Raw genomic sequence first — 12,790 nt, 5'->3', positions numbered from 1 at the left:
CCCCGCTCACGCCCCGGCCCGCGCCGCCCGGAGTATCCGGTCCGCCTCCGCCCGCCGGGCCAGGACCGTCTCGTCCTCGTCACCGGCGCCCTCGTAGGCCGCGAGCACACCACGCGCGCGTGCCGCCGCCCCGGCGGGCCGGCCCAGGTCGGCCTCCAGCCGCCCCGCGGCGAGCTCCGCCCCGGTACGGCCGTGCAGCCCGCCCGCGCCGAGCGTGCCGAACACCGCGACCGCCTCCTCCGTCCGTGCCAGCGCCGCCTCCAGCGCGGCCCGGACCACGCCGTCCGCCGCCTCCTCCTCGGCCTGCTCGGCCGCCCAGCGGGCCAGCAGGTCACCGAACTGGCGGTGGGTGTGGCCCAGTTCGTCCGTCAGCTGTTCCCGGGCCACCGGGTCGGCGGCGGCCGCCAGCGCCTCCTCGCACTCCCTTACCGCCTCCGCCATCAGATCCCGCGCGCCCTCCACCCCGGACGCACCGCGCAGCGCCAGCCAGCCGCGGGCGCGCAGCGACCGCACCAGGAAGTACGGGTTGTCCAGGGCGCGCCACAGCTCTCCCGCGCGCGTGTAGGCCTCGTCCGCCTCGTCCAGCAGACCGGCGCTGCCCAGGGATTCGGCGGCCAGATGCGCGAGGGTGGCGTGGTCCTGCTGCTCGGGCCAGTGCCGGGCGATGTCGGCGGCCCGCAGCCGGTGCTCGGCGGCCTCCCGGTGCTCGCCCAGCTCGCCCAGGCAGTCGCCGAGCCACCAGCGCGCCTGCACGACCACCCCGTCACCGTGCGTCCCCGGGTCCAGGTCGGCCAGCGCGGACTCCAGCACCTCGGCGGCCTCCGCGTACCGCCCCTGGCGCAGCAGGAAGCCGCCCAGCTGCTGCCGCGCCCAGGCGCCGAGCGTTCCGCTCTCGCCCGCCTCGTCGGCCCAGTGCGCGGCCTCCAGGGCGTGCTCCGCGGCCTCCACGGCCTCACCCCGGCCGCCGATCACCTCCGCGAGCTGCAGGTGCAGCTGCGCCCGCCCGACCGCCTCCACGTACGGCCCGCCGTGCTCCAGGGCCCCGCGCAGGGCCCGCTCGGCCCCGGCCAGGTCACCGGCCTGGTGGGCCAGGGCGGCGACCTGTACCTCGTACTCGACCGCGAACCAGGGCAGCCCCGCGGCCACGTACTCGTCGACGGCCCGCCGGAACAGCTCGGCCGCCCGGCCGGCGTCCCCGGCGTGCCCGGCCAGTTCGGCGAGCATCGCCCGGGCCTCGGCGGCCCGCGCCGCCAGCCGCACCTCGTCCCCCTCCCGCCCGTCGACGAGCGCCAGCACCTCGCGCACCGCCCGCTCGGCGGCCGTGAGCGCCGTCCCGGCGGCCGGTCCGGCGGGCTCCTCGCGCATACGCCGCATCAGGATCCGGGCCCGGCTCATCACCACCGCGGCCGTCTGCCGCACCCCGGTGGCCCCGTCGGCGTAGAGCGCGAGCACCTCGTCGTACAGGCCCGCCACGACGGCCAGGGCCGCGTCGACCTCGCCGTGCAGCGCCCGGACGTAGGCCCCGCGCGCGCGTGCCGCCAGCGCCTCGCCGGGATCGCCCGCCTCCGCGTAAAGCGAGGCCGCCCGCTCGAACAACTCGACGCCCTCGGGCCCGCCCGCCATCGCCTCGTGGTCGGCGATCTCCGCGCGGTCGCGCGGCTCCAGCTCCGCGTCCCGCGCCGCTTCCGCCACCGCCGCCCAGGCCCTCAGCGCGTGCGGCCGCAGGGTGTCCGACATCCGCCGCGCCTCGGCGAGCAGCACGGTCAGGTCGGCCGGCCCGTCGGCGTTCCCGGGCACCGGGGCCGCCGCTGCCGACGCCGGCGCCGGGCGCACCGTACGCACACCCAGCGGGAGCCGCTCCACCAGCGGGCGCTGCGCCATGCGCGCGCGTGTCCGCTCGCCGACGTACGAGGTGCCGTTCCTGCGATCGAACCGCTCGGCCAGCTCCGTCGCCTCCGCGCGCGCGTGCACGGCCAGCTCCCGCGCGGTCCACGTCCGCCCGGCGGGCCCCGGCACCCGCTGCCCGCCCAGCCCCAGCTCGGCCAGCCGGTCCGCGAGCAGCGCCACCACGGCCATGAAGTCGAGCCGGCTGCGCGGATGACCGGTGTCCGTGAAGTACGCCGGCCGCTCGGCGAGCAGTTCGAGACCGCGTGCCTCGTTGCCGGTCAGCGCGCAGAACTCCACGTGGTCCGCGTAGGCGCCGCGCATGCTCTCCATGGGGCGCACCAGCCGGAAGCCCCGCAGATGGTTCGCCCGGGCCTCCTCCACCCGGCCGAGCCGCAGCAACGGCTTCAGCGACGAGGCCAGGACCGTGTGCGGCTCGTGCGCGCAGCTGTACTCGCCCTCCAGCACCGGCCGCCACAGGCCGAGGGCCTCCGCGTCCCGGCCGGACTCCGCCTGCCAGACACCCTGCCCGTGCAGCTCGCACGCGTGGCAGTCGGCCATCGCGTCGCGGTCCGCGGCCAGCCACGCGGTGTACGCCCGCTCCGCCCGCGCCAGGTCCCCGACGTGCGCGGCCACGCTGAACTCGGCGCTGCGCACGGCCCGTTCGGAGTGCCCGGCGAGCCGGTAGCGGTGCTCCATCTCGCCGAGCCACTTCTCGACCGACGTGAGCGGGACGTGCGGCTGGTCCAGCATGCCCGCCGACATCCACTTGAACACCCAGTGCAGCGAGTGCGCCTCGTACGCGTCGAAGTCCTCCGGCCGTTCGTCCCACATCCGCAGCAGCCGCGCGAACGGGACGAACATCTTGTCCTTCTCGGAGCTGTAGTTGTAGACCTTCAGCTGGTGCCCGAGCGCCTCGATCACGGCGAGCGGCACCTCCAGCCGCTCCGCCTCGGCCAGCAGCAGCTCCGCGCGCGCGTTGCGGGCCGGACCCTCCGGCTGCTCGGAGTTCTCCGCCAGTGCCCGGCGCAGTGCGTCGAAGTCCGCGATCTCATCCATCAGCGGTCGCTCTCCCCGTGCGTGGCCCACTCCAGCAGGCCGATGAACGCCCGGTTGAGCAGCGCCGAGTCGGCCGGCCGCAGCGGACGCTGCGCCATCAGCAGCGCCTGCCCGTACAGCGACTCGGTGGCGGTGCCGATCAGCTCCGGGTCCTTGATCGAACTGATCCGCCGGACCAGCGGGTTGAGATGGTTCAGCACCAGACGCGCGCGCGGGGCGCCGCCGCGCAGCGAGCCCAGGATGCCTGCCCACAGGTCGTCGGCCCGCTCCTCGGCCTCCGCCCGCGCCTGCTCGTGCCGTGCCGCCCGGTCGTCCAGGTGCAGGGCGGGCACGGACAGCGGGTGGAAGGCGCGCAGGACCACGTCGCAGCCGAGCGGATCGAGCTTCGCGCGCGCGGCCGCCAGGAAGCCCGACAGGGCCAGTTCCCCGGCCGGGTCCACGGCGTCCAGGTGCGCGGTCACGGTGTCCGCGTCCAGCTCGGCGACGACCGTCCCCGGCCGCACCCGCGGCAGCGCCTCGACCAGCTCGCTGTCGTAGGTGTAGCCGCCGTTGACGACCCCGACGCCCTGCGCGGAGGCGATCGGCGCGACCTGCCGGTACTCCTCGACGGTCCGCGTGAAGTGCACCACCGGGTGCCGCTGCGCGAACTCCTCCAGGGACAGCTGTCCGTCGGTCGTCTCGAACGGCAGCCACGGCAGCATCGTGCGCAGCATGTCGGCGTCGTGCCTCGCGAGGGACTTCACCCCCAGGTGGTGCACGGCGAGGAAGGCCGCGAGCCGCTCCGGATCACCCGCGGCGAGCCCGGTCAGCCAGGACCGGATCCGCTCGCCGAGCGCGTCCCGCACGGCGGCGAGGGTCTCGTCCTCGTACAGCGACTCGCGCGAGGCGGTCGGCCGCAGGCTGTCGGTGTCCAGCACGCAGCGCACGAAGAACGCCCAGTCCGGCAGCAGCTGTTCGGCCCGCTCGGTGAGCAGCATGCCCTTCAGGTGCACCCGGTGCGTCGCCCGCTGGGCCGGGCTGACCGCCGACGGCAGCACGTACGCCACCCCGCGGACACCGGCCAGCGGCACGTCCAGGCCGATCGAGTCCAGCGGGGTGAACCCGAACAGCTCGTGGCAGTGCCGGGCCAGCGCCACCCGTCTCGCGGCGGGGCTCGGGTACGGGCGGTCCCAGGGCGCGGGCAGATCGGTGATCCGCTCCCCGCCCACCCGGACGTCGTACGGCAGCAGCGCGCCGAAGTCCCGGGCCAGGGTGAGGACCCGCTCGGGCGACAGCCACTCGGCGGCCCCCGCGCGCGGGGTCAGGTACACGGTCGTGCCGGGCTCGGGCCGTTCCGTGTGCGGCAGCGTGCGCACGGTGTACGACCCGTCGTCGCGGGCCGTCCACTCCACCGGCGGCGCCTCGGGCGCCCTGGCGCTGCGGCTGACCACGCGGATCCGCTCGGCGACCACGAAGCAGGCGAGCAGCCCGATGCCGAACTGGCCGAGGAAGTCGGACCGGGCCGCCTGCAGTCCCTCGGCCCGTTTGGAGCTGCGGCCGATGGTCGCCAGGAGGGCGTGCACGTCCGACTCGCTGAGCCCGACGCCGCTGTCCTCCACGCGCAGGCCGCCGTCCGCCGCGTGCAGCCGGACCAGCGCCGGGGCGTCCGGCTCCTCGGCCCGCCGGGCGGTGACGGCGTCCACGGCGTTCTGCAGCAGCTCCCGCAGGTAGACCTTGGGGCTGGAGTAGAGGTGGTGCGAGAGCAGGTCCACCAGGCCGCGCAGGTCGACCTGAAACGTATGAGGTTGGTGGGGTGACTGGGATGCCTGGGATGACTGTGAGGTCTGGGAGTCCATCGTCACTGCGCCGGAGGGGGGAGCGCGTTCGGCGCGGGGTCGGGCGGTCCCGGGTGGGCGGTGACCGCGAAGGATGGCCGGAGCACGTCATCCTAGGCCCGCAACAGCCCCCCTGACCAGGGCTTTCCCGGATCTCTCCGACGAAGTGGAGGCCCCGCGGGACGAAATCGCAGGGCAGCGTCTACGGCATTGTCAGTGCGGTGGTGTGCAATGGATCTCGTGCCCGCACTGGAAGAACCACTGAAACAACCCCTGAAGTCAGTGCTCGGCCCCGCCACCGCGAAGGTGATGGCCGAGCACCTCGGCCTGCACAGCGTCGGCGACCTCCTGCACCACTACCCGCGCAGATACGAGGAGCGGGGGCAGCTCACCCACCTCGCCGACCTCCCGATGGACGAGCACGTCACGGTGGTCGCCCAGGTCGCCGACGCCCGTCTGCACACCTTCGCCTCCGCCAAGGCCCCCCGGGGCAAGGGCCAGCGCCTGGAGGTCACGATCACCGACGGCAGCGGCCGGCTCCAGTTGGTGTTCTTCGGCCACGGCGTGCACAAGCCCCACAAGGAGCTGCTGCCGGGCACCCGCGCGATGTTCGCCGGCAAGGTCTCCGTCTTCAACCGCCGTCTCCAACTCGCCCATCCCGCTTACGAGTTGCTGCACGGCGACAGCGAGGAGACGGTCGAGACCTGGGCCGGCGCCCTCATCCCGATCTACCCGGCCACCGCCAAGCTGGAGTCCTGGAAGATCGGCAAGGCGGTCCAGACCGTGCTGCCCAGCGCCCAGGAGGCCCTGGACCCGCTCCCGGACACCCTCCGCGAGGGCCGTGGCCTGCTCCCGCTGCCCGAAGCCCTGCTCAAGATCCACCGGCCGCACACCAAGGCGGACATCGCCGGTGCCCGCGACCGCCTCAAGTGGGACGAGGCCTTCGTCCTCCAGGTCGCCCTGGCCCGCCGCCGCCACGCCGACACCCAGCTCCCCGCCGTACCCCGCACCCCCCGGCCGGACGGCATCCTCGCGGCCTTCGACGACCGCCTCCCCTTCACTCTCACCGAGGGCCAGCGGAAGGTCTCCAAGGAGATCTTCGACGACCTGGCCACCGACCACCCGATGCACCGGCTGCTCCAGGGGGAGGTGGGAAGCGGGAAAACGATGGTCGCCCTGCGGGCCATGCTCGCCGTGGTCGACGCCGGTGGCCAGGCGGCCATGCTCGCGCCCACCGAGGTGCTCGCCCAGCAGCACCACCGCTCGATCACCGAGATGATGGGCGAGCTCGCCGAGGGAGGCATGCTGGGCGGCGCCGAGCACGCCACCAAGGTGGTCCTGCTCACCGGCTCCATGGGCGCCGCCGCCCGCCGCCGCGCCCTGCTCGACCTGGCCACCGGCGAGGCCGGCCTGGTCATCGGCACACACGCCCTCATCGAGGACAAGATCCAGTTCCACGACCTCGGCCTGGTCGTCGTCGACGAACAGCACCGCTTCGGCGTCGAACAGCGCGACGCCCTCCGGGGCAAAGGCAAGCAGCCCCCGCACCTGCTCGTCATGACGGCCACGCCCATCCCGCGCACGGTCGCCATGACGGTCTTCGGGGACCTGGAGACCTCCGTCCTCGACCAGCTCCCGGCCGGCCGGTCCCCGATCGCCAGCCACGTCGTGCCCGCCGCCGACAAGCCGCACTTCCTTGCCCGCGCCTGGGAGCGGGTCCGCGAGGAGGTCACGAACGGCCACCAGGCGTACGTCGTCTGCCCCCGCATCGGGGACGAGGAGGACGACCCCAAGAAGGCCGGGCGGAAGAAGTCCGCCGAGGACGAGGCGGAGAAGCGGCCCCCGCTCGCCGTCCTGGACGTCGCCGGCCAGCTGAACAGCGGCCCCCTCCAGGGCCTGCGGGTCGAGGTGCTGCACGGCCGTATGCACCCCGACGACAAGGACGCGGTGATGCGCCGCTTCGCCGCGGGCGAGACCGACGTCCTGGTCGCCACGACCGTCATCGAGGTGGGCGTCAACGTCCCCAACGCCACCGCCATGGTGATCATGGACGCCGACCGTTTCGGCGTCTCCCAGCTCCACCAGCTGCGCGGCCGGGTCGGCCGTGGCGCGGCGCCCGGCCTGTGCCTCCTGGTCAGCGAGATGCCCGAGGCGAGCGCGGCCCGCCAGCGCCTGAACGCCGTCGCCTCCACCCTCGACGGCTTCGAGCTCTCCCGCATCGACCTGGAACAGCGCCGCGAGGGCGACGTCCTCGGCCAGGCCCAGTCCGGCGCCCGCTCCAGCCTCCGGGTCCTCGCGGTCATCGAGGACGAGGAGGTCATCGCCCAGGCGCGGGAGGAGGCGGCGTCCCTCGTGGCGGCGGACCCCGAACTGGAGCGCCTCCCCGGCCTGCGCACGGCCCTGGCCGCCCTCCTGGACGAGGAGCGGGAGCAGTACCTGGAGAAGGGCTGACGCCGCAGCCGGCGGCGGCACCCGGGCAGTGGCACGCGAGCCGGACCACGAGGGTGCCGCCCTCGCGTACGGAGCCCGGCGAGACGCGTGCCGTACGTCCGCCTGCCAGACTTACCCCGTACAGCCGCTGAAGCCGCCCATGACGAAGGACCCGAAATGACCCGCGTGATCGCCGGCGCAGCCGGTGGACGCCGGCTGGCCGTTCCGCCAGGCACCGGCACCCGGCCGACCTCGGACCGAGCGCGCGAGGGCCTCTTCTCCACCTGGCAGTCCCTGCTGGGCGGTCCCTTGGACGGCGAGCGGGTCCTGGACCTCTACGCCGGTTCCGGAGCCGTGGGCCTGGAGGCCCTGTCCCGGGGCGCCGGCCACACCCTCCTGGTGGAGGCGGACGCACGCGCGGCCCGCATCGTCCGGGAGAACGTCCGCGCCCTCGGTCTGCCGGGCGCGGAGGTACGGGCGGGCAAAGCGGAACAGATCATCAGAACCGCACCCCCGGCCGATCCGTACGACCTCGTCTTCCTCGATCCTCCGTACGCCGTCACCGACGACGATCTTCGGGAGATTCTGCTCACACTCCGCACGGAAGGCTGGCTCGCCGGGGAAGCCCTCGTCACCGTGGAGCGCAGCACCAGAGGCGGCGAATTCCACTGGCCGGACGGCTTCGAGGCGATCCGGTCCCGTCGCTACGGCGAGGGAACGTTTTGGTACGGTCGCGCCGCCTCTACGTGCGAAGACGCACGATGACCGGACCGGAGAGCGAGGGATCACAAGTGCGCCGCGCCGTCTGTCCCGGGTCGTTCGACCCGATCACCAACGGACACCTCGACATCATTGCCCGAGCCTCCCGTCTGTACGACGAGGTCTACGTGGCGGTGATGATCAACCAGTCCAAGAAGGGCCTGTTCGCGATCGAGGAGCGGATCGAGCTGATCCGCGAGGTCACCGCCGAGTACGGCAACGTCCGGGTCGAGGCCTTCCACGGCCTCCTCGTCGACTTCTGCAAGCAGCGCGACATCCCGGCCATCGTCAAGGGCCTGCGCGCGGTCAGCGACTTCGACTACGAGCTGCAGATGGCCCAGATGAACAACGGCCTCACGGGCGTCGAAACGCTGTTCGTGCCCACCAACCCCACCTACAGCTTCCTCTCCTCCTCCCTGGTCAAGGAGGTCGCGGCCTGGGGCGGGGACGTCTCCCACCTGGTGCCCGCCCAGATCCTGGACGCCCTGAACACGCGCCTGCGCAAGGACTGATGGGGCTACAGTCGTCCCGTCCGTCTCCAACCCGGCTGTAGAGAGTGGCGAGCACAGGTGGACGTGCAGAAGAAGCTCGACGAGATCGTCTCCGCGGTGGAAGGCGCCCGGGGCATGCCCATGTCGGCGTCCTGCGTGATCAACCGTGCCGAGCTGCTCGCGATGCTGGACGAGGTGCGCCAGGCCCTGCCCGGCTCCCTCGCACAGGCGCAGGAACTGATCGGCGACCGTGAGCAGATGGTCGAGCAGGCCCGCGCCGAGGCCGACCGGATCATCTCCGACGCGCACGCCCACCGCGGCTCGCTGATCTCCGACACGGAGATCGCCCGCCGCTCCAAGGCCGAGGGCGACCGGATCCTCGAGGAAGCCCGCAAGGAGGCCGACGAGGTCCGCGCCGAGGCCGACGACTACGTCGACTCCAAGCTCGCCAACTTCGAGGTCGTCCTCACCAAGACGCTCGGCTCGGTCGGCCGCGGCCGCGAGAAGCTGCTCGGCACCGGCCCCGGCCTGGACGAGAACGGCTACGAGGACGAGGACGCCCCCGAGCGCAGCCAGGACCCCGAGACCCTGCGGCACAACGCCGACGCGTACGTCGACGTCAAGCTCGGCGCCTTCGAGGCGGTCCTCGCCAAGACCCTGGAGGCCGTCGGGCGGGGCCGGCAGAAGCTGCACGGCCGGATCGCCACGGACGACCTCGGCGCCCTCGCCGACGACACCACGACCTTCCAGCACTCCAGTGACGCCGACTACCTCGCCGACCTCGCGGACTTCGCCGACACCCCGGCCGAGCGCCCCGCGCCGCGGCAGCCGGAGCCGTCGTACGAGCCGCAGCCGGCCTACGCCCCCGCCCCCGGCTACGGTCCGGCGGGAGGCGATCCCGTCCCGCAGCAGCCGGACCCGTACGCGGGCTTCCCGCAGCAGCCGGACTATGCCCAGCAGCAGGACCCGTACGGCTACCAGCAGGCCGACCCCTACGCCTACCAGGGGTACGACGCCCAGCAGCCCGCCTACGACCCCCACCAGGCGCAGCAGCAGGCCCATCAGCACTCCCAGCAGGGCTACGACCTCGACGAGGCCAGCCTCTTCGACACGAGCATGATCAGCGCGGAGCAGCTGAGGGCGTACGAGCAGGGCCGGGGCCTGCAGTAGCAGCCGGAGCCGTACCGGATTGGGCCCTGAGCGAAAGGTCCAGTATCCTGGCTCTTCGGTCGCGCGTATGTCCGCGATCACCGCTGCCCGGAACACCGTCGGGTGGCGTCCCCTCGAGTTCAGAAGATCGAAAGCAGGAATGGCCTCCAACGCCCGCCTCGACCACCGCAACCCCTTCGTGTTCGACACGCACGAGCTGGGTCGGCGTCCTGGCGCGCTGCAGCGCCTGACCCGCACGATCGACGCCCCGGCCGATCTCGGCATCCCGGGTGTCATCGGAGTGCCGCAGGGCGCCCCGGTGGAGCTCGAACTCCGACTCGAGTCGGTCATGGAAGGTGTGCTCGTCACAGGCACCGCCCGTGCACAGGCCGAGGGGGAGTGCGTAAGGTGTCTGGAGCCGGTCGGGCTGGAGCTCGAAACGGACTTCCAGGAGCTGTTCTCGTACCCTGACGCCGACGACCGGGGCCGCGTGATCGCGGAACCGGGCGACGACGCCGAGGACGACGAGGACAGGTTCTACCTCGAGGACGGCTTGTTCGACCTCGAACCTCTGCTGCGCGATGCGGTGGTGCTCGCACTGCCGATGCAGCCGGTGTGCCAGGAAGACTGCCCGGGCCTGTGCTCCGAGTGCGGAGTGCGGCTCGCGGACGACCCGGACCACCACCACGACGCCGTCGACATCCGTTGGGCGGCTTTGCAGGGACTCGCCGGTTCACCTGAAGACGGCGAGAAGGACGAGATGAGCGGCGCTGACGCGGAAGCGGGCGTCGACGAGAAGCAGGAGAAGTAGCCGTGGCTGTTCCGAAGCGGAAGATGTCGCGCAGCAACACGCGCCACCGCCGGTCGCAGTGGAAGGCTGCGGTCCCCACCCTGGTTGCGTGCGAGCGCTGCCACGAGCCCAAGCAGCAGCACATCGCGTGCCCGTCTTGCGGCACCTACAACAAGCGCCAGGTCCTCGAAGTCTGAGCGGGCTGGTGAGAGGCACTGTGTCCAGTCCCAAGAGGGCGGAAGACGCCAAGGCGGACGTACCCGCCAAGAAGAAGGTGGACAACCAGGCCTCGTCCCACACGCTTCTGGAAGGGCGGCTCGGCTATCAGCTCGAGTCCGCCCTTCTGGTGCGTGCGCTGACCCACCGTTCGTACGCGTACGAGAACGGCGGTCTGCCGACGAACGAGCGACTGGAGTTCCTCGGGGACTCCGTGCTCGGCCTCGTCGTCACGGACACGCTGTACCGCACCCACCCCGACCTGCCCGAGGGCCAGCTGGCCAAGCTGCGGGCCGCGGTGGTCAACTCGCGTGCGCTGGCGGAGGTCAGTCGTGGCCTCGACCTGGGCTCCTTCATCCGGCTCGGCCGTGGTGAAGAGGGCACGGGCGGCCGGGACAAGGCGTCCATTCTCGCCGACACCCTGGAAGCGGTGATCGGCGCGGTCTATCTCGACCAGGGCCTCGACGCGGCCTCGGAGCTGGTGCACCGGCTCTTCGACCCGCTGATCGAGAAGTCCTCGAACCTCGGAGCCGGCCTGGACTGGAAGACCAGTCTCCAGGAGCTCACCGCGATCGAGGGGCTCGGCGTGCCCGAGTACCTGGTCTCGGAGACCGGTCCCGATCACGAGAAGACCTTTACTGCTGCTGCCCGCGTCGGAGGCGTCTCGTACGGCACCGGCACCGGCCGCAGCAAGAAGGAGGCGGAGCAGCAGGCCGCCGAGTCCGCCTGGCGGTCCATCCGGGCAGCCGCGGACGAGCGCGCCAAGGCGGTCGAAGAGGCCGCTGCGAAGGACGGCAACCCGTCGTCCGCCTCCGCCTGACGAAGAGAGCAGTATCCGGACGCCCGCCCCACCGTTCCCGACGGGGCGGGCGTTCGGCTCATCCACCGCTGTGTACGGGGGTCCCGATGCCCGAGTTGCCCGAGGTCGAGGTGGTCCGGCGCGGTCTGGAGCGATGGGCCGCCCATCGCACCGTCGCCGAGGTCGAGGTGCTGCACCCGCGCGCCGTCCGCCGGCACGTGGCGGGCGCCGACGACTTCGCGCACCGGCTCAAGGGCAAGCACATCGGCACCCCCAGCCGTCGCGGCAAGTACCTGTGGCTGCCGCTGGAGGAGACGAACGAGTCCGTCCTCGCGCACCTCGGCATGAGCGGCCAGCTGCTGGTGCAGCCGCACGAGGTGCCCGACGAGAAGCACCTGCGCATCCGGATCCGGTTCGCCGACTCCCTCGGCACGGAACTGCGCTTCGTCGACCAACGCACTTTCGGCGGACTGTCGTTGCACGAGAACACCCCCGACGGGCTGCCCGACGTCATCGCGCACATCGCCCGCGACCCCCTCGACGAGCTGTTCGACGAGGAAGCGTTCCGGCAGGCCCTGCGCCGCAAGCGCACGACCGTCAAACGGGCCCTGCTTGACCAGTCGTTGATCAGCGGGGTCGGCAACATCTACGCGGACGAGGCCCTCTGGCGCGCCCGCCTCCACTACGAGCGGCCGACGGCGAACCTCACCGGCCCGGTCGTCACCGAACTCCTGGGCCACGTACGGGACGTGATGAACGCGGCCCTCGCCGTCGGCGGCACCAGCTTCGACAGCCTGTACGTCAACGTCAACGGCGAGTCGGGCTACTTCGATCGCTCCCTGGACGCGTACGGCCGTGAGGGCCTGCCCTGCAAGCGGTGCGGCACCCCCATCCGCCGCCGGCCCTGGATGAACCGCTCCAGCTACTTCTGCCCGAAGTGTCAGAGGCCGCCGCGCGTCTCGTCGTAACGCGCACGGGACGCGAGCACGTCGTCCATCGCACCCTCCACGCAGTGGATGAGCGCCAGCAGGCGCTCGGCGACCTGGCGGCCCAGGGGGGTGAGTTCGTAGTCCACGCGGGGCGGGTTCGTCGGCTGCGCCTCGCGGTGCACCAGTCCGTCGCGCTCCAGCGCGTGCAGTGTCTGGGACAGCATCTTCTCGCTCACACCGTCGACCCGGCGGCGCAGCTCGTTGAAGCGCAGCGAGCCCTCGTGCAGCGCGCCGAGCGTCAGTCCGCCCCAGCGGCCCGTGACGTGCTCCAGCGTGCCGCGTGACGGGCAGGCCTTGGCGAAGACGTTGTAGGCGAGGTCGTCGTGGTCCGGGGCGATGGCGGTCATATCGGAAAGGGTACGCGCGCGCAGCGCCACCTGCCAGGTTGCACTAACTTCTAGCTAGTGCTT

The 12,790-nt window shown here is 72.5% G+C and carries 11 protein-coding genes; 8 read left to right on the top strand and 3 right to left on the bottom strand.

Annotated elements, in window-relative coordinates; translation table 11 throughout:
* Positions 1-6: 6 nt before the first annotated feature.
* Both BLW57_RS12410 and BLW57_RS12405 read right to left on the bottom strand, forming a co-directional pair.
* Positions 7-2,943, bottom strand: a complete 2,937-nt coding sequence (locus tag BLW57_RS12410; protein ID WP_093474392.1) for a hypothetical protein — start codon at positions 2,941-2,943, stop codon at positions 7-9.
* Positions 2,943-4,778 carry an HSP90 family protein gene (locus tag BLW57_RS12405; RefSeq protein WP_093474390.1) on the bottom strand — a complete coding sequence of 612 codons (1,836 nt, stop codon included), beginning with the start codon at positions 4,776-4,778 and terminating at the stop codon, positions 2,943-2,945. The genes BLW57_RS12410 and BLW57_RS12405 overlap by 1 nt, the downstream gene beginning before the upstream one ends.
* 210 nt (positions 4,779-4,988) lie before the next feature.
* Between BLW57_RS12405 and recG the strand changes: the two genes are divergently transcribed.
* The 8 genes from recG to mutM all read left to right on the top strand — a co-directional run bounded on the left by recG (position 4,989) and on the right by mutM (position 12,359).
* Entirely contained in the window at positions 4,989-7,208 is a 2,220-nt protein-coding gene (recG, locus tag BLW57_RS12400) for an ATP-dependent DNA helicase RecG (RefSeq protein WP_093474389.1), read from the top strand.
* Between the two features lie 156 nt (positions 7,209-7,364).
* The gene (rsmD, locus tag BLW57_RS12395) at positions 7,365-7,952 is read left to right on the top strand and encodes a 16S rRNA (guanine(966)-N(2))-methyltransferase RsmD (RefSeq protein ID WP_093474388.1); all 588 of its coding nucleotides are present in this window, start codon (positions 7,365-7,367) and stop codon (positions 7,950-7,952) included.
* A gap of 26 nt (positions 7,953-7,978) precedes the next feature.
* Positions 7,979-8,458, top strand: coding sequence for a pantetheine-phosphate adenylyltransferase (gene coaD, locus BLW57_RS12390; protein ID WP_180361926.1), 480 nt, complete (start codon positions 7,979-7,981; stop codon positions 8,456-8,458).
* 57 nt (positions 8,459-8,515) lie between these two features.
* Positions 8,516-9,607 (top strand): ATP synthase F0 subunit B, encoded by a 1,092-nt coding sequence (locus tag BLW57_RS12385; RefSeq protein ID WP_093474385.1) that lies wholly within the window; start codon positions 8,516-8,518, stop codon positions 9,605-9,607.
* Positions 9,608-9,746: 139 nt separating this feature from the next.
* Complete coding sequence (locus tag BLW57_RS12380) at positions 9,747-10,397, top strand: YceD family protein (RefSeq protein ID WP_093474384.1); 651 nt, start codon at positions 9,747-9,749, stop codon at positions 10,395-10,397.
* 2 nt (positions 10,398-10,399) lie between these two features.
* Positions 10,400-10,573, top strand: coding sequence for a 50S ribosomal protein L32 (rpmF, locus tag BLW57_RS12375; protein ID WP_003951102.1), 174 nt, complete (start codon positions 10,400-10,402; stop codon positions 10,571-10,573).
* A gap of 8 nt (positions 10,574-10,581) precedes the next feature.
* Positions 10,582-11,412, top strand: a complete 831-nt coding sequence (gene rnc, locus BLW57_RS12370; RefSeq protein WP_176985559.1) for a ribonuclease III — start codon at positions 10,582-10,584, stop codon at positions 11,410-11,412.
* Positions 11,413-11,498: 86 nt separating this feature from the next.
* Positions 11,499-12,359: a bifunctional DNA-formamidopyrimidine glycosylase/DNA-(apurinic or apyrimidinic site) lyase gene (gene mutM / locus BLW57_RS12365; protein ID WP_093474381.1), complete on the top strand. Its 861-nt coding sequence runs from the start codon at positions 11,499-11,501 to the stop codon at positions 12,357-12,359.
* Here mutM and BLW57_RS12360 read toward each other — a convergent pair.
* Positions 12,332-12,727, bottom strand: a complete 396-nt coding sequence (locus BLW57_RS12360; protein WP_093474380.1) for a winged helix-turn-helix transcriptional regulator — start codon at positions 12,725-12,727, stop codon at positions 12,332-12,334. The genes mutM and BLW57_RS12360 overlap by 28 nt on opposite strands.
* Positions 12,728-12,790: the final 63 nt, after the last annotated feature.

The sequence above is a fragment of the Streptomyces sp. 1222.5 genome, from assembly GCF_900105245.1.
GTDB lineage: Bacteria > Actinomycetota > Actinomycetes > Streptomycetales > Streptomycetaceae > Streptomyces > Streptomyces albidocamelliae.
The sequence above is the reverse complement of the archived record's forward strand: the minus strand, read 5'-3'. Positions and strand labels throughout refer to the sequence as shown.

Coding starts and splice junctions, on each gene's coding strand:
- BLW57_RS12405 (WP_093474390.1), bottom strand. CDS start 4,778: ATGGACTCCCAGACCTCACAGTCATCCCAGGCATCCCAGTCACCCCAC.
- mutM (WP_093474381.1), top strand. CDS start 11,499: ATGCCCGAGTTGCCCGAGGTCGAGGTGGTCCGGCGCGGTCTGGAGCGA.
- rsmD (WP_093474388.1), top strand. CDS start 7,365: ATGACCCGCGTGATCGCCGGCGCAGCCGGTGGACGCCGGCTGGCCGTT.
- BLW57_RS12410 (WP_093474392.1), bottom strand. CDS start 2,943: ATGGATGAGATCGCGGACTTCGACGCACTGCGCCGGGCACTGGCGGAG.
- BLW57_RS12380 (WP_093474384.1), top strand. CDS start 9,747: ATGGCCTCCAACGCCCGCCTCGACCACCGCAACCCCTTCGTGTTCGAC.
- recG (WP_093474389.1), top strand. CDS start 4,989: ATGGATCTCGTGCCCGCACTGGAAGAACCACTGAAACAACCCCTGAAG.
- BLW57_RS12360 (WP_093474380.1), bottom strand. CDS start 12,727: ATGACCGCCATCGCCCCGGACCACGACGACCTCGCCTACAACGTCTTC.